Origin of the sequence: Deinococcus maricopensis DSM 21211 (genome assembly GCF_000186385.1) — a bacterium.
Taxonomy (GTDB): Bacteria; Deinococcota; Deinococci; order Deinococcales; family Deinococcaceae; genus Deinococcus_B; species Deinococcus_B maricopensis.
Genome location: NC_014958.1, coordinates 2,609,947 through 2,630,651 on the forward strand (window position 1 = coordinate 2,609,947; position 20,705 = coordinate 2,630,651).

At 66.1% G+C, this 20,705-nt stretch carries 20 protein-coding genes and 1 tRNA gene; 12 read left to right on the top strand and 9 right to left on the bottom strand.

Going from position 1 to position 20,705, the window contains the following annotated elements; all coding sequences use genetic code 11:
- Positions 1–5: 5 nt before the first annotated feature.
- From DEIMA_RS12165 to glyA, 4 genes are all read right to left on the bottom strand, one after another.
- The gene (locus DEIMA_RS12165) at positions 6–299 is read right to left on the bottom strand and encodes a YkgJ family cysteine cluster protein (protein WP_013557566.1); all 294 of its coding nucleotides are present in this window, start codon (positions 297–299) and stop codon (positions 6–8) included.
- The gene (locus DEIMA_RS12170; protein ID WP_013557567.1) at positions 296–748 is read right to left on the bottom strand and encodes a GNAT family N-acetyltransferase; all 453 of its coding nucleotides are present in this window, start codon (positions 746–748) and stop codon (positions 296–298) included. Before DEIMA_RS12170 ends, DEIMA_RS12165 begins: the two co-directional genes overlap by 4 nt.
- Before the next feature lie 44 nt (positions 749–792).
- On the bottom strand, positions 793–1,779 hold the full coding sequence (locus DEIMA_RS12175; RefSeq protein ID WP_013557568.1) for a quinone oxidoreductase family protein: 987 nt from the start codon (positions 1,777–1,779) through the stop codon (positions 793–795).
- 97 nt (positions 1,780–1,876) lie between these two features.
- On the bottom strand, positions 1,877–3,094 hold the full coding sequence (glyA, locus tag DEIMA_RS12180) for a serine hydroxymethyltransferase (RefSeq protein ID WP_043816708.1): 1,218 nt from the start codon (positions 3,092–3,094) through the stop codon (positions 1,877–1,879).
- Positions 3,095–3,198: 104 nt separating this feature from the next.
- Here glyA and DEIMA_RS16990 point away from each other — a divergent pair, with 104 nt between their 5' ends.
- The 8 genes from DEIMA_RS16990 to DEIMA_RS17345 all read left to right on the top strand — a co-directional run bounded on the left by DEIMA_RS16990 (position 3,199) and on the right by DEIMA_RS17345 (position 13,910).
- Positions 3,199–4,278 (top strand): GGDEF domain-containing protein, encoded by a 1,080-nt coding sequence (locus DEIMA_RS16990; protein ID WP_013557570.1) that lies wholly within the window; start codon positions 3,199–3,201, stop codon positions 4,276–4,278.
- A gap of 174 nt (positions 4,279–4,452) precedes the next feature.
- Positions 4,453–7,548 (top strand): PAS domain S-box protein, encoded by a 3,096-nt coding sequence (locus DEIMA_RS16995; protein WP_013557571.1) that lies wholly within the window; start codon positions 4,453–4,455, stop codon positions 7,546–7,548.
- Positions 7,545–9,251: a GGDEF domain-containing protein gene (locus DEIMA_RS12195; RefSeq protein ID WP_013557572.1), complete on the top strand. Its 1,707-nt coding sequence runs from the start codon at positions 7,545–7,547 to the stop codon at positions 9,249–9,251. The genes DEIMA_RS16995 and DEIMA_RS12195 overlap by 4 nt, the downstream gene beginning before the upstream one ends.
- Before the next feature lie 82 nt (positions 9,252–9,333).
- Positions 9,334–10,426 (top strand): peptide chain release factor 2 gene (prfB, locus tag DEIMA_RS12200; protein ID WP_013557573.1). Its coding sequence is split into 2 segments (ribosomal slippage): positions 9,334–9,378 and positions 9,380–10,426, totalling 1,092 coding nucleotides; the frame shifts between segments, so codons are not numbered across the junction.
- A 428-nt stretch (positions 10,427–10,854) separates the two neighbouring features.
- A complete protein-coding gene (locus DEIMA_RS12205) occupies positions 10,855–11,238 on the top strand; it encodes a hypothetical protein (protein WP_013557574.1) in 384 nt (127 codons plus the stop codon).
- Position 11,239: 1 nt separating this feature from the next.
- On the top strand, positions 11,240–12,406 hold the full coding sequence (locus DEIMA_RS12210; RefSeq protein WP_013557575.1) for a glutathionylspermidine synthase family protein: 1,167 nt from the start codon (positions 11,240–11,242) through the stop codon (positions 12,404–12,406).
- A 318-nt stretch (positions 12,407–12,724) separates the two neighbouring features.
- Complete coding sequence (locus DEIMA_RS12215; protein ID WP_043816709.1) at positions 12,725–12,976, top strand: hypothetical protein; 252 nt, start codon at positions 12,725–12,727, stop codon at positions 12,974–12,976.
- Positions 12,977–12,980: 4 nt separating this feature from the next.
- A complete protein-coding gene (locus DEIMA_RS17345) occupies positions 12,981–13,910 on the top strand; it encodes a recombinase family protein (protein ID WP_013557576.1) in 930 nt (309 codons plus the stop codon).
- A gap of 500 nt (positions 13,911–14,410) precedes the next feature.
- On the opposite strand, the gene DEIMA_RS17350 is transcribed toward DEIMA_RS17345, so the two are convergent.
- The 4 genes from DEIMA_RS17350 to DEIMA_RS12235 form a co-directional block, all read right to left on the bottom strand.
- On the bottom strand, positions 14,411–14,854 hold the full coding sequence (locus DEIMA_RS17350; RefSeq protein WP_083810865.1) for a type II secretion system protein: 444 nt from the start codon (positions 14,852–14,854) through the stop codon (positions 14,411–14,413).
- 19 nt (positions 14,855–14,873) lie between these two features.
- Complete coding sequence (locus tag DEIMA_RS17565; RefSeq protein WP_169311938.1) at positions 14,874–15,950, bottom strand: O-antigen ligase family protein; 1,077 nt, start codon at positions 15,948–15,950, stop codon at positions 14,874–14,876.
- Positions 15,951–16,253: 303 nt separating this feature from the next.
- Complete coding sequence (locus tag DEIMA_RS12230; RefSeq protein WP_013557578.1) at positions 16,254–16,697, bottom strand: prepilin-type N-terminal cleavage/methylation domain-containing protein; 444 nt, start codon at positions 16,695–16,697, stop codon at positions 16,254–16,256.
- A 73-nt stretch (positions 16,698–16,770) separates the two neighbouring features.
- Entirely contained in the window at positions 16,771–17,190 is a 420-nt protein-coding gene (locus DEIMA_RS12235; protein WP_013557579.1) for a type IV pilin protein, read from the bottom strand.
- A 484-nt stretch (positions 17,191–17,674) separates the two neighbouring features.
- Here DEIMA_RS12235 and DEIMA_RS18965 point away from each other — a divergent pair, with 484 nt between their 5' ends.
- Genes DEIMA_RS18965 through DEIMA_RS12245 form a run of 3 tightly spaced genes read left to right on the top strand, consistent with a single transcriptional unit; the run spans position 17,675 to position 18,902 of the window.
- Positions 17,675–17,776 (top strand): hypothetical protein, encoded by a 102-nt coding sequence (locus DEIMA_RS18965; protein ID WP_425358182.1) that lies wholly within the window; start codon positions 17,675–17,677, stop codon positions 17,774–17,776.
- Positions 17,754–18,236: a recombinase family protein gene (locus DEIMA_RS12240; RefSeq protein ID WP_169311939.1), complete on the top strand. Its 483-nt coding sequence runs from the start codon at positions 17,754–17,756 to the stop codon at positions 18,234–18,236. The genes DEIMA_RS18965 and DEIMA_RS12240 overlap by 23 nt, the downstream gene beginning before the upstream one ends.
- Positions 18,237–18,902: a hypothetical protein gene (locus tag DEIMA_RS12245; protein ID WP_043816714.1), complete on the top strand. Its 666-nt coding sequence runs from the start codon at positions 18,237–18,239 to the stop codon at positions 18,900–18,902.
- 118 nt (positions 18,903–19,020) lie between these two features.
- On the opposite strand, the gene DEIMA_RS17955 is transcribed toward DEIMA_RS12245, so the two are convergent.
- Positions 19,021–19,121, bottom strand: a tRNA-Cys gene (locus DEIMA_RS17955).
- Between the two features lie 320 nt (positions 19,122–19,441).
- Between DEIMA_RS17955 and DEIMA_RS12250 the strand changes: the two genes are divergently transcribed.
- The gene (locus DEIMA_RS12250) at positions 19,442–20,641 is read left to right on the top strand and encodes a glycosyltransferase (RefSeq protein ID WP_013557580.1); all 1,200 of its coding nucleotides are present in this window, start codon (positions 19,442–19,444) and stop codon (positions 20,639–20,641) included.
- Positions 20,642–20,705 lie beyond the last annotated feature (64 nt).

Below are 20,705 nucleotides of genomic sequence, written 5' to 3' on the forward strand. Positions count from 1 at the left end.
GGGGTTCAGGTCTGGTCGAGCAGGCCGTAGATGTCGAGGAAGCGCCGCGCGCGGGCGTCCAGGGTGGGCAGGGGCGCGACCTCGCCGCACACCCAGTCCGGCTGGTAGTTGCGGCACACGGCGGGACGGCTGGTGTACACGGCGCACAGGCAATCGGCGCGCAGGTGCGCGCAGGGCACGCCGAGCGGTTTGGCGAGCGCATGGATATCCGGGGCGGTGCAGCACGCGCCGCACGCCGTGCAGTCGCGGTGCCACGCGCTGCGGGGCGCATACTCGGGCGGAGCGTCGAAGGCGGTCACGTGAGGTTCAGGGCGTAGCAGACGCTCTGGGGGCTGTCCACGTAGTAGCCGTAGTTGGGGATGCGCGTGAACCCGGCGCGTTCGTACAGCCTGATGGCTTCGGGCTGTTTCACGCCGGTTTCGAGGACGATGCGGGTGAAGCCGTGCGTGCGCGCGTGCTGGGTCAGGGCGTCCACGATGCGGTGCCCGAGGCGCTGGCCGCGCGCATCGGGCGCGGTGTACATGCGTTTGAGTTCCGCTTCGGTTTCGCTGAGGGGCTTGAGGCCGCCGCACGCGAGGAGCTGCGCGCCGTCCTGAATGGCGAACAGCGCGGCGCGCGGGGTGGCAAGCGTCAGGGGGTCGAACGGTTCGGTGCTGTTGGGCGCGTAACGGCGCTCCAGTTCGGCCTGCTGGGCGTCCATGAGCGCCAGGACGCGCGGGTCGGTGGGGTGGAGTTCGACCAGCTGCATGCGGGCAGTGTAGTGGGGCTGGGTGGGGGGCGCGGCGCAGTGGGTTACACAGGGTGGGGGGCGTCGAGCAGGACGCGTCCGTTGCCCTGCCGGGCCTCGACGCGTTCGTGGGCGCGGGCGGCGTCATGCAGGGGGTACCGGGCGTCGATGGGGACGTGCACGCGGCCCGAGCGGAGAAGCTCGAAGGCCGCGTGCACGCTGGCGCGCAGCGATTCCGGGTGGGCCTTGCGGAGGTGGCCGCTGCTGTAGCCGATGACGGCGCGGTTCGTGCGGTGCAGCAGGTCCGTGCGGAGGGTGGCGGGGCGCCCGCCGGCCTGCCCGAACGTGACGAGCCGCCCGAGCGGCGCGAGGCACGTGAGGCCGCGCTCCAGCGTGTCGCCGGAGACGGTGTCGAGGATGACGTCCGCGCCGACGCCGCCGGTGAGGTGCAGGGTGCGTTCGGCGAAGTCCTCGCGGGTGTGCACGATGGGGTCGGCGCCAAGGGCGCGGATGAAAGCGGCGCGGGCGTCGTGGCTGACGACGCCGATGACCCGGGCGGCGCCGAGGGCGCGGGCGAACTGCACGGCGAGGCTGCCGACGGCGCCAGCGGCGGCGTGCACGAGGACCGTCTCTCCGGCGTGCAGGTGGGCGGCGCGGGTGAGGGCGTTGTAGGCGGTGACGAGGGGCGTGAGCGCGGAGGCCGCCTCGTCCGGGAGGTCGTTGGGGAGCGGGTACGTGAGGACGGCGGGGGCGAGGACGTGCGTGCCGTACGCGCCGCCGAGCGGGAACGCGGCGACCCGCTGGCCGGGGTGCAGGTCCTGGACGCCCTCGCCGACCGCGTCGATCACGCCGACGGCGTCCAGGCCGGGGGTGAAGGGGGGGGTGGCGCCCGCGTCGTACCCGCCGCGCCGCGCGAGGACGTCGGCGTAGTTCACTCCGGTGAGGGTGGTGCGGAGGCGCACCTGTCCCGGGCCAGGCGTAGGGGTAGGTACGGGTTGCCATTGCAGGACGTCCGGGCCGCCGTGCGTGTGGACGAGGATGGCGTGGGCCATGGCGGTATTGTGGGCGGTTCGCACCCATCCAGGGCGGTACTCCCTCAGAAACAACAAGGGAGGCCGCAGTGCTGCGGCCTCCCCTACTCCACGCCGCTCAGGGCAGCGGGAAGCGGCTCGCGAAGGCGTGCACTTCCGCCTGTACGTCCTGCCCCTGCAGGGCCCGGTCGATCAGGTCCGCGACGGTGCGCATGTCCGCCTCCACCATGCCGCGCGTCGTGACAGCGGGCGTGCCGAGGCGGATGCCGCCGCCGTGCAGGATCTTCTCGGTGTCGTACGGCAGGGTGCTCTTGCTGATCGTGATGTGTGCAGCGTCCAGAAGCTTCGTGGCCTTCGTGCCGTTCAGCCCCTGCGGGCGCAGGTCCAGCACCAGCAGGTGGTTGTCCGTACCGCCCGACACGACGCGGTACCCTTTCGCCTGGAATTCCGCCGCGAGCGCCTGCGCGTTCTTGATGACCTGCGCGCTGTACTCCTTGAACTCCGGCTGCAGCGCCTCCCAGAACGCCACGGCCTTCCCGGCGATCACGTGCTCCAGCGGGCCACCCTGGTGCCCGGGGAAGATCGCGCGGTCCAGCTTCGCGGCAATGTCGAGGTCGTTGCTGAGCAGCAGCCCGGAGCGCGGCCCGCGCAGCGTCTTGTGCGTGGTGCTCGCCACGACGTGCGCGTGCGGCAGCGGGCTGGGGTGCAGGCCCGCCGCGACAAGGCCCGCGATGTGCGCGATGTCCGCAAACAGCAGCGCGCCCACTTCGTCCGCAATGGCGCGGAACGCGGCGAAATCAATGGTGCGGCTGTACGCGCTCGCGCCCGCGATGATCATCTTCGGCTGGTGCTCATGCGCGAGCTTGCGGACGAGGTCCATGTCGAGGCGTTCCGTGTCGCGGTCCACCTGGTACCCGACGATCTTGTAGCGCAGGCCGCTGAAGTTCACGGGGCTGCCGTGCGTCAGGTGCCCGCCGTGGCTGAGGTCCATGCCGAGGACCGTGTCGCCCGGTTCGAGCAGCGCGCCGTACACGGCGAGGTTCGCGCTGGAACCGCTGTGCGGCTGCACGTTCGCCCACGCCGCGCCGAACAGCTGCTTGGCGCGGTCAATGGCGAGCAGCTCCACCTGGTCCACGACCTCGCACCCGCCGTACCAGCGTTTGCCGGGGTACCCTTCGGCGTACTTGTTGGTGAGGACGCTGCCGACGGCCTCGCGCACGGCCGCGGAGGTGAAGTTCTCGCTGGCGATGAGTTCCAGCCCGGTCAGCTGACGCTGGCGTTCCTGCTGGATCAGGTCGAAGATCTGGGGGTCGCGGGCGGTGGTGGCGCTCGTCATGCGGTGAGCGTACCACGCAGTCATGAGCTCGCCCGGTGCGTGTGTAGATGCCGGACGGCGCGCCTGTGAGAAGCCTGACAGGGACCGTTCGGTACCCTGCAGGCATGCCCGTCCGCCCTGCACGGCCGCGTCTCGATCCGCACGTGGAGTTCCAACGCCACGCGCTGCTGTCGATCATCGCCATTGCGTTCGTGACGTCCGTGGTGACGCTCGGCGTGGCCCTGACGCTCGGCTGGAACGTCGGGGACCGGCTGGGCCTGACGATTCTCACCCTCAAGAACGCCGCGCTGCTGGCGTGGCTGCTGTGGCGGCGTGAGCAGGGGCACGCCGTGGCGGTCGGCATCGTGTACTTCGTGACGCTCGCCGCGACCGGCCTCTGGAAGTTCCACGACGCCCTGCTGGTGCAGCAGGCCGCGAACGGCCTGGGGCACTACTCGTACTGGCTGCCGCTGGCGTACCTGGTGCCGTTCCTGGTGTTCCGTCCGGCGTGGGCGCTCGGCTCGACGTTGACGGTGTTCGCCGCGCTGCTCGGCATGGGCGTGGCGTTCTGGGTGTCGCCGGTCATTCCGGAAGCGACCAAGACGGCGCACGTGGCGCTACTCGTGCAGATGTACCTGACGCACGTGACGTTCCTGAGCTTCCTGGCGCTGCACGACGTGCTGCTCCGACGGTACGTGCGCACGGTGCAGCAGGCGCGCAGCGAAGCGCTCCTCGCGAACCTGGACGCCCTCACGGGCCTGCCGAACCGCCGCCAGCTGCTCACGTGGCTGGGCGAGCACGTACCGGTCCAGACGGACGCGCCCTTGAGCGTGATCCTGTTCGACCTGGACCACTTCAAGCGCGTGAACGACACGTTCGGGCACGACGTCGGTGACGACGTGCTGCGCGCGACCGCCGCCGTCATGGGCGGGGCGCTGCGGCGCGAAACGCCGTTCGGCCGCTGGGGCGGCGAGGAGTTCCTGGTGGTGCTGCCCGGCGCGGACGTCGCGCACGCGCAGGCCGTCGCGGAGCGCGTGCGTTCCGCCCTGGCAAGCGGGCCGATGACGCGCGCCGGGCGGGTCACCGCGAGTTTCGGGGTGACGCAGGCCCAGCCCGGCGAAAGTGTGGAAGGCGTCCTGAAGCGCGCCGACGACGCGCTCTACGCCGCGAAGCACGCGGGCCGCGATCAGGTGCTGGCCGCCTGAGCAGAATTCTGTCAGAACAATGGCCGCACCCTCACCTGTTCGCTCAGGCCATGCGGTAAATTGCGCAAATTCCCGTTCAACGCGTAAGAAGCCCGTGACTCGGCAAGGTTTACGCTGCAGCTACAGCCACCGCGCGTCATCCGGCGTCCGCCGCGCTGCACCAGAGGAAGATTCATGACGTACCCGCATCCGCACCCTTCGTCTGCTGCGCTGCCCGGTTCTCTCTGGCAGGCGCTGGTCGAGCACACCCCCACCCTGACGATGCTGCTCTCGCCGGGCGGAGCGGTCCGCTACGTCAGCCCCAGCGTCACGGACCTGCTTGGCCACGCCGCAGCCACGCTGCTCACCGAGTTCACGCCGCACCTGCACGCCAGCGACCTGCCGCACCTGCGCGCGTGCCTGCAGCGCGCCCACACGGACACGCACGCCGTGCGCCTCTCCCCGTTCCGCGTGCGCCACGCGCTCGGCCACTGGGTGTGGCTCGAAGGCAGCCTGTCGAACCTCACGGCGCACCCGGACGTGGGCGCGCTCGTCGTGCAGGTGCAGCCCACGCAGGACCGCGTGCAGGCGCTCGAACGCGTCGAGGTGCTGCTCGGCATCACCGCGGCGCTGTCCGGCTGCGTCACGCCCGGCGAGGCCATCCACGCGGTCCTGCATCAGGGCCTGCGGGCCCTCGGCGCGGATGCCGGCGGGGTCCTGCTCCTCAGCGAGGCCGGTCAGCACCTCGAACTCGCCGGGCAACTCCACTACCCGGACGACATCGTCCGCATGCTGCAGTGCGTCCCGCTGGACGCCCCCCTGCTCGTCGCGGAAGTTGCCCGTGACGGCCGCGCGCGCTACTACACCGAACGCCAGTACGCCGCGCGGTACCCGCACCTGCAAGGCACCCGCCCGGACGGCGCGCGCAGCGCCGCGGCCCTGCCGCTGGTGGTGCAGGGCCGCGTCATTGGCGCCGTCGGCCTGACCTTCCACCAGGACCGCACCTTCTCGTCCGACGACCAGACGTTCATGGAGACGCTCGCCCACCAGTGCGCGCAGGCCATCGACCGCACGCGCCTCGCGCAGCTGATGGAGCAGCGCACGCGGCGCGAACGCACGCTGACGCAGTACAGCACCGACGTGGTCACGATCCTCGGCCTGGACGGCACGCTGCTGTACTGCAGCCCGTCCGTGGCGCGCGTCATCGGCCTGAACGCGCCGTCACTCAATGAAGTGCTCGCCCGCGTGCACCCCGAGGACCACGCCGCCGTGCTCGCCACGTACCACGCGGCCGCCGAGCAACCCGGCGCGACCCTGCAGGTCACGTACCGCTTCCGGCACGGCGAGGGCCACTGGGTGTGGCTGGAAGCGCACCTCGTGAACCAGGGGCAGGACCCCACGGTCGGCGGCATCGTGATCACCACGCACGATGTGACCGCACGCGAACAGTCAACGGAACTGCTCGCGCGCAGCGAGGCAGCGTTCCAGCAGCTGTTCACGGCCAACCCCCTCCCGATGTGGGTGTTCGACCGTCAGACCCTGCGGTTCCTCGCGGTCAACGACGCGGCCATCTGGCATTACGGCTACCCGCGAGAGGCGTTCCTGAACATGCGCCTGACGGACATCCGCGCACCCGAAGAGCACGACGACCTGCAGCGGCGCGTGGAGGAACTGGAGCTCACGAGCGGCCTCAGGATGTACGCCCAGCACCGACTGCGCACCGGCGCGCGCATCGACGTGCAGGCCTGCTACCACCAGCTCGACTTCGGCGGGGTACCCGCCGCGTTCGGCGTGATCGAGGACGTCACGGCGCAGCGGGCGGCGCAGCGCGCGCTGGAGGACAGCGAGCAGCGCTACCGCCTGCTGTCCGAGAACGCCCCCAGCCTGATCCGGCGCTTCCGGCGGGACGGCGCGTGCGTGTACGCGAGCAGCGCCGCCCGCACCCTGCTCGGCCACGAACCGAGCGACCTGATCGGCCTGGACGTGTGCCACACCGTGCACCCGGACGACCTGCCGGGCGTGATGGAAGCCGCGGCGCGCGCCTTCGAGGACCCGTCGCGGTTCGAGCCGCAGACGTACCGCATGCGCCGGCAGGACGGCACGCACGTGTGGGTCGAAACGACCATGCGCGCCATCATCGACCCGAACACGAACGAACTGCTGGAGTACCAGGCGTCCACGGTCGACATCAGTGCCCGCCAGGCCGCCGAAGCGGAAGTGCAGGAGCAGCTGCGCCGCTACCGCGACCTGCTCAGCCTGACGGGCGCGCTGGAACAGCCGCGCGCGCCGGAATGCGTGGCGCAGGAAGCGCTGGAACGCTGCCTGGCCCTCACGGAATACACGCACGGGTACGTCGTGGAACTGAAAGGTGAGGAGATCGTCACGACCGCCACGCGCGGCGGGGATGCCGCGGCCATGCAGCGCGCCGTCCAGCGGATCGCCGCGCGTCAGCACCTGACGGTGATCCGCGAGGCCCTCCGCGCGCAGCAGCCGTTCTTCGCGGAGCAGCACGCGCCCACGCAGGCGGACGTGCACGCCGGGCACTTCCCGAACTTCTGCCTGCTGCCCCTCACCGGCATGGAGAACATGCAGGCCGCCCTCGTGTTCGTGCGCGCCGGGCAGGACACGGGCGTGCGCGAGGAAACCCGCAGCCTGCTGACGATCGTCGCGGACCGCGTGCGGCACGCGTTCGAGCGCAGCATGCACCTGCAGGACCTTCAGGTGTCCCGGCACGAGACGCTGCGCGCGCTCGGCCTCGCGCTGGAGTACCGCGACTACGAAACCAAGGGGCACACCGACCGCGTGCTCCGCTGGACGGAACGCCTCGGCACGGCCCTCGGCGTGCGCGACGACGACCTGGACGCGCTGCGCTGGGGGGCGCTGCTGCACGACACCGGCAAGGTCGCCATGCCGGACGGCATCCTGCTCAAGCCCGGCCGGCTCACGCCCGAGGAGTTCGAGGTCATCAAACGCCACCCCGTCATCGGCTTCGAGATGCTCGAACACATCCCCAGCCTGCCCGCCACCACCCTGGACGTCGTCCTGTACCACCAGGAACGCTGGAACGGCAGCGGCTACCCGACCGCGCGTGCCGGGCATGACATCCCCCTCGCCGCGCGGATCTTCGCGGTCGTGGACGTGTACGACGCCCTCACCAGCGAACGCCCGTACAAGCACGCCTGGACGCACGAGGCCGCCACCGAACAGCTCCGCGCGGACGCCGGCGTGCTCCTCGACCCGCAAATCGTCGAGGCGTTCCTCGCCCTGTTTGACCCCGTGAGCACCGCATGACCGCCCAGAATGACCTTCCCGCCCTGGAACGCGCCGTCCGCGAGGTCGAGTGGCTGTGCGCCCTGGAGGACGTACGCGCCCTGAGCGCCGCGCAGGACACCCTGCACCTCGCGCAGACCCTGCACGCCCCCGCGCACGAGGTCCGCGTGCGCCTCGCGGTCGCGTGGACGCTGCTCGACCAGGACCCGCACGCCGCCGGCGAGGACGTGGAGCGCGCCGCCGCGCTCGCCGCGCCCCTGAACGACGCGGCGCTCACCGCGCACGTGGAATGCATGGCCGCGCGCGTCGCCCTCAGCCAGGGCGACGCGCCCACCGTCCTCGGCACCGCCCGCCGCGCCCTCGCCGCCGCCGAAGCCGCCGAGCACGCCGAGCACTGCGCGCACGCGCACAGCCTGATCGGCGTGGCCCTGCTCATGATGGGCGATTACGCGCACGCGCTGCTGCACCACCAGGAGGTCCTCAAGCACCTCGGGCGCGTGACGTCGCCGTCCCTGCGGGCCTGCCTGCTGTGCGACATCGGCGCGAACTTCAACGACTTCGGCACGCCCGAGGACGCCCGCGCGTTCCTGGAGCAGGCGCTCGCCGTCGCCGACGAGCACCAGCTGCGCTTCTCGCGCGTCATGACGCGCGAGAACCTCGGGCGGACCCTGATGCAGCTCGGGCAGTGCGACAATGGCGCGCGCCTGCTGCACGAGGGCCTCGACGCGGCCCTGCACGAAGGCATTCCCCGCTGGGAAGCGTACTTCCGCTCCACCATCGGCGAAGTCGACCTGGAACGCGGCCGCGTGGACGCCGCGTACGCGCAGCTCACGCGCGCGGCCCACGTCGCCGACGACGTGAGCGACGCGTACCTCACCACCACGGTGTACAGCGTCCTGGGCCGCGTGCTGCGCGCGCTGGGCCGCCTCGACGAGGCGCGCACGCACCTGGAACGGGCCCTCGCGGACGCCACGCAGGCCGAACTGCTCGGCCCCGCGAAAAACGCACACCGCGCCCTCAGCGACGTCCTCGCCGAGCAGGGCGCGTACCGCGAGGCGCTCACGCACTTCCAGCAGTACCACGACCTCGCCATGAAGGTGCAGGTCGAGGAGGTCCGCCGTCACACGCAGCTGCTGCAGGTGCAGCGTGAACTGGAACTGGAACGCAGCAGCGTTCAGGCGCAGCGCCGCCTGAACGAGGAACTGCAGCGCGCGAACGCGCAGGTGCAGGAACACGCCACGGAACTGGCCCGCCTCGCGCGGGAGGACGCCCTGACCGGTGTGGCGAACCGTCGGCACTTCATGGACCACCTGACCCTCCAGGCGCGGCACGCGCCGACCTTCGCGGCGATCGTCCTCGACGCGGACCACTTCAAGAGCATCAACGACCAGTTCGGGCACCCGACCGGCGACGAGGTCCTGCGCGTGATCGGCCGGGTCCTGCAGCAGCACGTCCGCGCCGGCGACGTCGTCGCGCGCCTCGGCGGTGAGGAATTCGGCGTGCTGCTGCTCGACGCGGACCGTGCGCGCGCCCTGGACGTCGCCGAACGCATCCGCGCCGCGCTCGCCACGCACCCGTGGGCGGACGTTGCGCCCGGCGCGCACGTGACCGTGAGTGCCGGCGTCGCGCACGCCACCGAGGTGGACTCGCCCGACGCGCTCATCGCCCTCGCGGACCGCCGCTTGTACCAGGCGAAACAGGGTGGCCGCGACCGCGTCGTGTGACCCCCACGCGGTATACTCGCCGTTGGTAACGCGCGCGTCCGCACCCAGCGTGGCGTGGACGCGCGGCAGGGAGAGACACGCCATGCAGGAACTGCTTGAGAAGCTGGCGGCACTCCGGGAGTATCTTTGACATTCCCGGCAAAACACGCCGCCTGAACGAACTCGACAAGGAACTCGAAGACCCGAACCTCTGGAACGACCAGGAGCGCGCGCGGCGCGTGACGCAGGAAGCCACCACCCTGCGCCGCGTCACCGAAGGGTACGCCAGCCTGTCCAGTGACGCACAGGGCCTCTCAGAAATGCTGGACATCGCCAGCGACGACGAAAAAGAGATGCTCGAGGAGGAACAGGCGAGCATTCAGCAGCGCGTGGACGACCTGTACCGTGAAACGCTGTTCACCATGAAGCACAGCGAGGCGCCCGCCATCATCCGCATCAAGAGCGGCGCGGGCGGCACCGAGTCGCAGGACTGGGCGGGCATGCTGATGCGCATGTACATCCGCTGGGCGGAACGGCGCGGCTTCAAAACCGAAATCCTCGACCAGCAGGACGGCGAACAGGCCGGCATCACCAGCGCGGAATTCATCGTGCGCGGCGACCGCGCGTACGGCATGATGGCCCCCGAGCACGGCGTGCACCGCCTCGTGCGCGTCAGCCCGTTCGACAGCAACAACCGCCGTCACACGTCGTTCGCGTCCGTCGACATCGTGCCGGAAGTGCCGGAAGAGCAGATCGACATTCACGTACCCGACAGTGACGTGCGCGTGGACGTGTACCGCTCGCAGGGCGCGGGCGGTCAGGGCGTCAACACGACCGACTCCGCCGTTCGCGTGACCCACCTGCCGACGGGCCTGATGGTCGCCATCCAGGTGACCCGCAGCCAGATCAAGAACCGCGAAATGGCCTTCCAGATCCTCAAGCAGCGCCTCTACGACATTGAAGTCAAGAAGCGCGAAGCGGAGGAAATGAAGGCACGCGGCGAGCAGAAGGCCATCGAGTGGGGCAGCCAGATCCGCTCGTACGTGCTCGACAAGCAGTACGTGAAGGACCACCGCACGGGCGTGATGCGCCACGACACCGGCAACGTCCTCGACGGCGACATCGAGGAGTACATGTGGGCTGGCCTGGAGTGGCTGGCGGGGAAACGCGCCGCCGAGAACAACGACGACGAATAACCCCCTCAGCAGAGGCGGCCACCCGGGGACTTCGCGGGTGGCCGCCTCTGCTCTACGCCAGCACGCGTTCGTGGAGCCCCTGAGTTCCGGCGTTCAGTCCCGCCCATCAACCCGCCGGGGGGTGAAGCCCTGGATCCGGCCTCACCCCCGCAGGCCGGAGCGCCACCCGGACGCTCCGACCTGCCGCGTCTCCGGTGGTGGGGCTTGCCGGGCTGCCCGCCCGGGCGCTGCGAGTGGCACGTCACCCTGGCGGCACTCCCGAACAGGGCGTCCACCACGTCGGGCCTCGTGAGGCCCGACGTGGTGGACGGGCGCGGCTCACCCTTGCCTCTCCGTGCCTGCCCCTACCACAGCGCGCACGGCCCAACAGGCCTTCATGGACGCGGCAACTTCCCCCGCGCAATCTTCGTACTGTGGAAGGGATCCTGATGAACAAGACGATTCGCCTCACCCTGCTGACCTCCATCCCGGCGATGCTGGCGGCATGCGCCTCGGACGTCGTCCCGTACGGCAACTACACGCGGACGTTCTACCCCTCGTACGCCAGCTGTCTCGCGGCGTACGCGATGATCCCGAACCTCCTGTACCCCTGCGTGGCGTCCGGAACGGGGTATTACGGACCGTACGTGAGCACGGGCGGCGCCTCGTGGCTGTACATCGGGTACACCAGCAGCGGCGGCCTGTACCGGCGGGGCATCTCGTACAACCCCACGAACCGCACGTACGCGACGTTCACGCCGCAGACGCGCAAGGTGACGCGCGGCGGATTCGGGTCGAGCAGCCGCTCCGGCGGGCGCTCGTTCGGCGGCTGACGTGCAGCGCCTGACGCTGCCGGAACGGCCGGACTGGCCCGCCCGACTCGAACGCGTCGGCATGGACTGGTACGCGGCCACCCCCGAGCACCCCGTGCCGTACTGGGCGGAAGACGCGTGCTACGCCTTCACGCCTGCGGAAATCACCCGAATTCAGGCGGACGCCGCGCGGCTCGCGCGGGCGGTGCTGGACGCCACCGACCACGCCATCGAACGCGGCCTGCTGGGCGCACTCGGCCTGCCGGAATTCCTGCACGGCGCTGTGCGGGACAGCTGGGAGCGAGACGACCCGACCGTGTACATGCGCCTCGACCTCGCCCTCGACGCGGACGGCCAGGTGCACCTGCTGGAAGTGAACGGGCAGACGCCCACGAGCCTCGTGGAAGCGGCCGTGTGCCAGTGGCACTGGCTTGAGGACCGCCAGGCGCGCGGTGAGCTGCCGGGCGCCACACAGTGGAACACCGTGCATGAGGCGCTGCTGGAGCAGTGGGGGCACCTGCGCAGCGCGCGGGGGGTGCAGCACGTGCACTTCGCGGCGGCGCACGGCGCGCACGAGGATTTCGCCACGGTGCAGTACCTGCGGGACCTCGCCACGCAGGCGGACCTCTCCACCTCGTACCTCGACGTGGAAGACGTAGGCGCGTCCCCTGACCGCGCGTTCCTGCTGGACCGCCAGGAACGCGACATGACGCACCTGATGTGGCTGTGGCCATTCGAATTCGCGTGGGAAGAAGCGTTCGCGCCGCACCTCGCCCGCACCCACACACGCTTCGTGGAACCGCTCTGGAAGGCCGTCACGAGCAGCAAGGGTCTCCTGGCGGTCCTCAGCGACCTGTACGCGGGCACGCGCGGCATTCTCCACGCCTCCCTGCACGTCGGTGACGTGGACGGCCCTGTCGTGCGCAAACCGCTGTTCTCCCGCGAGGGCCAGAACGTGACCATCACCGGCATGCACGCGCAGGAAACGCACGGCGCGTACGCAGACCTGCGCGTCATCGAGCAGGCGTACGTGGAGCTCCCCACATTCACCGCCCAGGACGGGCCACGCTACCCCATCCTGGGGGTCTGGGTTGCCGGGGATGAGGTGTGCGGCCTCGGCGTCCGCGAAGGCCGCTCGCGCGTGACCGACAACCGCGCCTCATTCGTGCCACACGTGGTCCACCCATGACGTCACCCCGCTGGGCGCGCGCGCAGCGTCTCGTCTACGACTTCCTCGACCCCGACCCCAGCCCTCCACCTGCCGAGCGCCTCTTCAACGCCCTTCTGGCCGCGTTGATCCTGCTGAACATCACCGCGGTCATCGTCGGCACGGTCCCGGGGGTGCTGACCCATTACGAAGGCGTCGTTCGCGCGCTGGAGGTGACGTCCGCGGTGGTGTTCACACTGGAGTACGTCGGGCGCCTGTGGGTCGCGCCACTCAAGCCCGCGCTGGGCGGTGGCTGGGGCGCGCGACTCCGGACTCCGGTGGGCGCTCAGCCCCCTCGGGATGCTGGACGCGCTGATCATCGCCTCCCTGATCATGCCGGGGCTCGTGGACCTCACGACGCTCAAGGCCCTGCGGCTCCTGAAGCTCCTGAGCCTCCTCAAACTCGGCCGGTGCTCTGCCGCGCTCGGCATGATCGGCCGGGTCGTACGCGCCCGCCGAGATGAACGCACTATGATGGCCGTCATCGTCGTCGTGCTGGTCCTCCTGAGCGCCACGGCGCTGTACGACGCGAAGGCGGCGCGAGTCGAATAACTCTATGACTGACTCTCCGACCCCCCTCGCCTACATCCGCAGCAATTCCTTCACAACCAGCGCCACCGTCGACCTGAATGCGCAACGTCAGTTATTGACCTCCCATGCCCAAGCGGTTGGCCTGCCGACACCACAGTTCTTCGACGACCACACCCGCCCCGGCACCCCAGATGTACGCCCAGGGCTCGAAGCTCTTCTATCTTCCCTCCAACCCAAACAGTTGGTCATCACACCCAGCCTCGCCACTATTGGACAGCGGGATGCGGCGCACACACTTGCGCTACTGGACCGCATTACCGCCATCCTGGCCCACTTACTCACACTCCAAGAACACATCGATACACGCGACCCAAGCACGATGGATCTCCGAGCAATCCTGCAGGCGCTTGATCACATCCAGCGTGAATACAGCAGCACCCGCAACCTCGCAGAACGCGTGCAAGCAATTAAGCAAGGCGCCTTCCCGCTCGGCGAGCAGAACCTTCCATACGTATACACCAAAGACGCTGAAGGACAGATCATCCTCGATGCGAAAGCGCGAGACGCGGCCCGTCAAATCTTCCTGCTCAAACCCGGACGCGGGGTCAAACAACTCAGTGAGGAACTCGCGCGCCAGGGCATCTCCACACCCACCGGCGGGACCTCTTGGGCGCCCAACGTGCTGCGCAACATCCTGATTAACACTGCCTACAAAAGCAAATTGGTTTACGGTCAGAAGACATACCCAGATGAACCTGACCGTCCCAGCGCTGGTCAGCGAGGACGAATGGGCGGTAGCGCAACTCGACGCCTGGCAGAAGACTTCCGTCAGCTCACCAGACAAATACCCCCTCACGGGGCACCTCAAGTGCGCGTGCGGTGCGTCGCTGATTGGCGCAATCGGCCGCATGCAACCCGGAGGGGTACGGTATCAGTACTACGCGTGCCTGCCTGAGATTCGGAAGACGCCTACGTGTCCCAGCAACGGCAAGAAGTCACGCTTCTGGCGCGCGGATGCGATAGAGCCGCAAGCGCGAGACTTGCTGGCAAAGGTCTTACGTGACCTCAACGCGCCTGAGCATCGCCTGCTGCTGCGCCCACGCCTCTCAGACCCCCGCCAGGCGGAACGTGCTGCACTACAGGAACAGCATGATGCCTTGCTGGATATGCGGCAGCGGGGGCGGATTGATGAGAATGCCTTTGAACTACGGCGACAGGTGCTTATTGATCGCCTCGCAGAAGTGACGGGACCGGAGGAGCTGCCGGTTCAGACGGCGGCCACAGCAGCGCGTAGTGTGCCAGACGCCAGCAACGTTACCCCGTCTGACCTTTTGGATGATTGGGGTGTGACGTTTGGCCTGGATATGAACGGCAGAGTTTACGTGATGGCTTTACGACCCCGATAAGCAGAGGAGGCGATCAGCCCTGATCGCCTCCTCTGCCTTGTTGATTCAGTTAGGGCATGTTGCTGCTGCCAGCACCTGTATTTGAGAACGCTGTGGCGCCCGGCGCATTCGGAATGAACGACTGTGGGGTGATCGTGAATACCTTGCTGCCACGACGATCCCAGACGTCGATCGTATACGCCGAAACGATGTCTGCGGCGCTACTACGCTCTTTGATGAAGACATCCGGGAGTAGGCAGGCAGGATTTATACCGTCTGTACTACGGTTCAATTTATCTGCGCCACCGCCAATAAGGAGAAACGTCCGGTTATCCACCTGTGCAATGCCTTGGGCGGTCTGAATGCTCTTCGCGCAGGCTTGCGCTCCTGCATCGTACGAACGTTTTTGTGCGCCAATCAAAGCGGGCACCAAAAGGCTGGCAAGCACCCCGATGATTGCGATGACAATCAGAAGTTCCAGCAATGTAAACCCAGAAGTCTTGTTTTTGATCATGGAAACCACCTTACAATGTCTAAGATCTTTCGCTTATTTGGATTCTAGAGGAGACAACATGCTCTGAAGAAACAGCATACGCGATACCAAGAATTGCCCAAGCGATAGGAGCTAGTCGCAGACTCTCAGGCCAGGTCAGCAGATAAACCATATACGCAAGAAGTGCCGAAGCAGCCCAGGGCGATTTCTTCCAAGAGCGCAAAATTCCCAGTAAAAACAGCAAAACAAAGGATATTGCAGTCGGAATACCAAAATTTAGAGCGTACTCCAAATATTCATTATGAACAGCATTGATATTCTGAAATACTCTTTCGCTCTTCCCATTGCTGGTAAAACGCCATTGCAAAGCCCCACCTTGTTCAAACGGCAACCTCTCGACAACCTTACCTTGAGTTTTAATATTCATTTCTTGTAAGATCTCAACATCACGACGCTGCGCCATGATGTCGATGAGGTGGCCTGGACCCCAACCAAAAACAGGTTTTTGTTGAATTCCGTAGATTGCTGACCACCAAAGTACAGAGCGACCACTACTGTTGCTCAAGCCATCCGAATAAACTCGCGCGTTTTTAGATCCAAATGGCAGAACCGGCAATAGCAAGCCGACTACCACAACAAAAAACGGAATTATTAACAGTCTACGCTTTTGTATTATGAGGGTAAAAATACCCACAAGAGCTGCCAGCATAGCGCCCCTTGTAGATGTAACTGTCATTCCCGCTCCGCACAACAAGACTGACAGCAGCAAGCCTCTTTTCTTATCAGAAAAGTGTAGACATATCGGAAGCAGCAGACTCAGGAGACCAGCAAGATAGCCTTTGTTGCCAAGTGTAGAACCTGCAACCGTTGGCATGATACCGGACGTAGTGTCTAACCCTATCACTCCAAGCAGATCATAGTACTGCGCTATCGAATACAGACACAACGGCACACATGTCCAAGAGAGTGCGATTCCAATTCTATTTGAAAAAGATCTGAAGTCACTCTTCGCAAGTGTAAATGCTGCTACCAAAATTGCAGAATAAGATATATAAATAGGTAAACCTTGATATCTATCTGGTGCGCCATTAATCATCGATTTTATGTCGCCGACCACCAGGAATGATAAAAATATTGTTATTAACCATATATACAAAAAGGGAAACTGATTAAATTGAGGAATATTCTTATGGAATATCCAAATAGAAATAGGCAAAAGTAAACAATATATCCAAACCAATTTAGTATAGCTATATACCTCGTTAGCGTTTAAGGATATAACTGGATTTATAAGCAACGGAAATATAGCTAAGCAAAAAACAAACAGAGAGACTTGTAGTACTGGCCTATCCATGCATTTGACTCCAAAAAAAGAGAACGACCGCGAAAGTCGTTCTCTTTTTAAAGCTGGAAGCGTAGATCAGCTCGGAGCGCCGCCCGCACTGCTCAGGGCTTCAGGGGTAATCGTGAAGGTCTTGCTTCCACGGGTGTCGCCTACCGTGATGGTGTACGTCGTGCCACTCGCAGCGCCCGTGGTCACAATGCGCATCTGATCAATGCTGCAGGAGCTGCTAAGACCAGCATCAGCAAGCGCCGGTGCGCCAGCAGCGGCGATAGTACCCGCTGTGAGCGCAGGAGCGGCCGCACTCGTCTTGTTGATAGTGAAGTACGCCTGCTTGTCAATTTGGAAAGTTGCTTCAGCTGTCTGGATGCTCTTGGCACAGCTCTGAGCGCCGGTGTCGTAGGCACGCTTCTGAGCGCCGAGGAGGTTCGGAATCAGGACCGCAGCCAGAATACCGATGATGGCAATGACGATCAGAAGTTCGATCAGGGTAAAACCTTGGGTACGTTTGCTGTTGTTCATGAAGCTTCTCCTTCTGAGGGTTTCAATAAGTTGAGTGGCGTCCCCGCCACTCAACTTTTACGCCATTAACCTATTAGGAGAGGGGCGCGCCGCCGCTGGCGGGGAGAGCAACCGGGGTCAGACCCGAGGGCGTGATCTTGTAGCCCTTGCTGCCACGGACATCCCAGACCGTGATGTCATACGTCGTACCAGTGGGTGCAGCGTTCTGAAGCACACGGGTGTTGGTATCGCTGCACACCGTGGCCACGCCTTCGGTCGCCTTGACAATAGCGTTGGTGCCCGTTTGGATCGGGGAGTAAGTCTGATTGTCAATTTGAGCCTGAGCCTGGACGGTCTGGATGCTCTTGGCGCAGCTCTGAGCACCGGTGTCGTAGGCACGCTTCTGAGCGCCGAGGAGGTTCGGGATCAGGACCGCAGCCAGAATACCGATGATGGCAATGACGATCAGAAGTTCGATCAGGGTGAAGCCTTCGGTGCGTTTGCTGTTGTTCATGGTGTCTCCTGGATGCCGTTCCGGATAAAGGATGTATGGAAACCGGTTCGGCGAGGTTAGGGCTAGAAGCAGCGGGGATGGTGTTGTTCTCGTCTGCTGCTTGGTTGAATCCTACGCAAATAGGACTTACAGCCGTCTTACAGAATGAGGGCACTTTAAGAGATATGTAGAGGAAAACCTCACAAAACTACCTTTATGCAAAAAAACTCACATTTTCAAGGTGTCCCATACCTAAAATCAGCAACCTTCTACAATAGATACCCATGGGCGTTACTACCGCCGTCATCACTCAGTGTCGCGAATAGGTCAAGCTGGCATGACTGCCCACATCTACCTCCGCGTCAGCACCACCGCCCAGGTCGAACGCTACGGCCTGGGCGCCCAGCGCACCGCCGCTGAGGACTAATGCCGCTACCAGAAACTCCGCGACCTCCAGTACTACGGAGACGCTGGAATCAGCGGGCGCCGCGACGACCGGCCCGGCCTGCACGCTCTCCTCGCAGACCTGCAACGCGGGGACACCGTGATCGTCCACAGCCTCAGCCGCCTAGGGCGTGGGGGCCGTGCAGCTGCTCGGCATCACTAAGCGCATCAGCAACGCCGGCGCGCACCTGGTCAGTCTTACCGAGAACATCGACACAGACACCCCCGCCGGGCGCCTCATGCTCACCATCCTCGCCGCGCTCGCGGGACTGGAGCTCGAAACCACCCGCGAACGCACTGCCGGTGGCCGCCTGCAGGCCGCGCAGCAGGGCATCATGCCCGTCGCTGGGCGTGGCCTTCCCATGGGCTATCGCCGCGGCCAGGACGGGCGCGTGCTCCTTGATGACCCCATGGCGGACGCCGTGCGCGCGGTATTCAGCGCCGCGCAGAACGCCACGCCGTACGCCGTGGTCGCCGCGCGCCTCGACGCGCAGGGCATCCCCACGCAACGCGGCGGCGGGTGGACCGCCTCGCAGGTGCGCTTCATCATCACCACTGAGGCGTATTACCAGGGCGTCCTCCAGTTCGGGCGGCACCGCCACGCCGACGACCCCACACGGTGAGTGCCCGTTCCCGTGCCGGTCATCGTCGATGAGGCCACATGGGTGAGCGCGCAACGCACCAACGTGCAGACGCACGCGCGCCGTGACGCGAGCCGCTACCCCCTCAAGGGGCACTTCCTCTGCGCGTGCGGCGCCCCTATGAACGGCTACCAGAAACCCAAGCCGGGCCGCAACTTCCTGTACTATCGCTGCACGTTCGGCCTGCACCTCCGCCTCCCCTGCCCCGCATTCGGACGCCGCGCGCCGGCCGTCCGCGCGGACCTCATGGAGCAGCGGGCCCGTGAGGCGCTGAGCTCCTGGTTCGACGCGCCGAACCTCGCGCAGCTGTTGAATGCACACTCAAGTGCGCAGCCCGACCCGTACGCTGAACAGCGTGAGGACCTGGACGCGAAGATGGCGAAGCTGGTCGACCTGCACCTCGACAGCCTCATTGACCGGCCCACGTTCGAGCGCCGGCGCAACGCCCTGCTGATCGAGCGCGCGAATCTGGAACCCGCCCCGCTACCCGCGCCAGTCCTGCCACCGGATCTGTCCGGCCTGCAGGCGCAACTCGCGGGGGCCAGCGCGGCAGAACTGACGGAACTCCTCGAACTGCTGCAGGTGCGGTTCCAGTTGAATGAGGACCTGAGCGTGAACCTCGTCTCACTCGCTATTCCCCTGAGCTGAGCACGTGTGTGCGTGAGTGACGCACACTGTGTACGGTCGGCTACGGTGACGTCTACTCTAGAGCGTGTTTGCAAAGTGCTTAAAAGGCGAGCTCGCCTCTGTAAAGATGGCGAGCTCGTGGGGCGTAAGGGATTCGAACCCTTGTGGACTCTCCCTTGCGGGCGCCAGAGGACGTCCTTGCGGCGGCTCCTCACATTCGGCCACTCTGTCAAGCGCCCCAATGTCAGCATGACAGACTTTGCGAACACGCTCTAGTACACCCTTTGGGAAGGTCCTCGCAGGATTCATCATGGTGCTGAGCGTAGGTATCGTGGCTCTCCCCGCGGGCCTGATCGCCAGCGGCTTCGCAGAGGAGCTGAGGCGGTCCCGGCAGCGGCACACCTGCCCACATTGCGGACGGGAACTCCCGGACACTTGAGGTGCTCGGCATGCAGTCCACAGACAAGTTCCCAGTGGGTGCTGGTGGTGGCGGCGCTGCGTCTAAACGAAACCAGAAGGTCGCGTGAAGGGCCCGCCTCAGTAAGCTTGGAGCACGCCGCATGACGAGCTCCCACCCGCTGCCCCCACCTCCGCACACCCCACCGGCCCCCGGGCGGATCGCCGCCGTCATGGACGCCTACCTGCCCGGCCGACTCGCCGGCGGCCCCGTCACCACCCTGGCGAACATGACCGCCGCCCTGAGCGGCGAGCTGGACTTCCTCGTCATCACCCGCAACAAGGACATCGACGGGCAGGTCTACGCCGACCTCACCCCCAACACCCTGATCCAGACGCCCCACTCCCACAACCTCTACCTGGACGACGCGCACTTCACCGCCGCCCACATCGTGCAGCGCGCGCTGGACCTGGGCGCGCAGTACCTGTACCTGAACAGCTTCTTCTCGCCTACGGTGATCCGCCTGCTGCTGTACCTGCGCCGCACGCGCCCCCCCCTGAAGGTGGTGCTCGCCCCACGCGGCGAGTTCTCCCCGGGCGCCCTGCAGCTCAAACGCGCCAAGAAGCAGCTGTACCTGACGTTCTTCCGCCGCCTGCGCCTCGATCGAGTCGTGGACGTCTTCCAGGCGTCCGCCTTCCTGGAGGAGTGCGACATCCGCCGACAGCTCGGGCCCGTCCACGTTCAGATCGCCCCGAATATTCCGGACGCGGTGGGCGACACCCCCGCGCCCCGCTTCACGCGGGGCGCCGTGCCGCGCCTGGTGTTCCTGTCGCGCATCACGCCGAAGAAGAACCTGCTGTACGCGCTGAAGCTGCTGGCGCAGTGGCCCACCCCGTTGGCGCTCGACGTGTACGGCCCGCTGGAGGACCGCGCGTACTGGGAAGCCTGCCGCGCAGCGATGCGGCACCTGCCCGAGCACGTGCAGGTCACCTACCGGGACGTGGTCGACCACGCCGAGGCCCACACGGTGTTCGGGCAGTACGACGGGTTCCTGTTTCCGACGCAGGGGGAGAACTTCGGGCACGTGATTCTGGAGGCGCTGGGCGCCGGCTGCCCGGTGGTGCTGAGTGACCAGACGCCGTGGCAGGACCTGGACGCCGAGGGGGTGGGCTGGGTGTGCGACCTGCACCACCCTGAACAGTTCCTGCGCGCCCTCGAGGCCCTGCTGGCCACCCCGGACGACGCCCTGCAGGCCCGCCGGGACCGCTGCGTGGCGTACGCGCGCCGCACCGCCCATGATCCCCTCGTCCGCGCCAGCAACCTCCACCTCTTCCCGCACGCCCTGCGTCCTTCCCACGAGTAACGGAGGATGCACAATGGCGGAGGGACCCAGTCCCTCCGCCATTGTGCGTAGGGTAGAGCTCATC

Excerpts from the sequence above, each read along its gene's own strand:
- DEIMA_RS12205 (WP_013557574.1), top strand. The coding sequence starts at position 10,855 with ATGAACAAGACGATTCGCCTCACCCTGCTGACCTCCATCCCGGCGATG.
- DEIMA_RS12215 (WP_043816709.1), top strand. The coding sequence starts at position 12,725 with ATGCTGGACGCGCTGATCATCGCCTCCCTGATCATGCCGGGGCTCGTG.
- DEIMA_RS16990 (WP_013557570.1), top strand. The coding sequence starts at position 3,199 with ATGCCCGTCCGCCCTGCACGGCCGCGTCTCGATCCGCACGTGGAGTTC.
- DEIMA_RS12230 (WP_013557578.1), bottom strand. The coding sequence starts at position 16,697 with ATGAACAACAGCAAACGTACCCAAGGTTTTACCCTGATCGAACTTCTG.
- DEIMA_RS12195 (WP_013557572.1), top strand. The coding sequence starts at position 7,545 with ATGACCGCCCAGAATGACCTTCCCGCCCTGGAACGCGCCGTCCGCGAG.
- DEIMA_RS17350 (WP_083810865.1), bottom strand. The coding sequence starts at position 14,854 with ATGATCAAAAACAAGACTTCTGGGTTTACATTGCTGGAACTTCTGATT.
- DEIMA_RS16995 (WP_013557571.1), top strand. The coding sequence starts at position 4,453 with ATGACGTACCCGCATCCGCACCCTTCGTCTGCTGCGCTGCCCGGTTCT.
- DEIMA_RS12250 (WP_013557580.1), top strand. The coding sequence starts at position 19,442 with ATGACGAGCTCCCACCCGCTGCCCCCACCTCCGCACACCCCACCGGCC.
- DEIMA_RS12175 (WP_013557568.1), bottom strand. The coding sequence starts at position 1,779 with ATGGCCCACGCCATCCTCGTCCACACGCACGGCGGCCCGGACGTCCTG.
- DEIMA_RS17345 (WP_013557576.1), top strand. The coding sequence starts at position 12,981 with ATGACTGACTCTCCGACCCCCCTCGCCTACATCCGCAGCAATTCCTTC.
- glyA (WP_043816708.1), bottom strand. The coding sequence starts at position 3,094 with ATGACGAGCGCCACCACCGCCCGCGACCCCCAGATCTTCGACCTGATC.
- DEIMA_RS12170 (WP_013557567.1), bottom strand. The coding sequence starts at position 748 with ATGCAGCTGGTCGAACTCCACCCCACCGACCCGCGCGTCCTGGCGCTC.
- DEIMA_RS12235 (WP_013557579.1), bottom strand. The coding sequence starts at position 17,190 with ATGAACAACAGCAAACGCACCGAAGGCTTCACCCTGATCGAACTTCTG.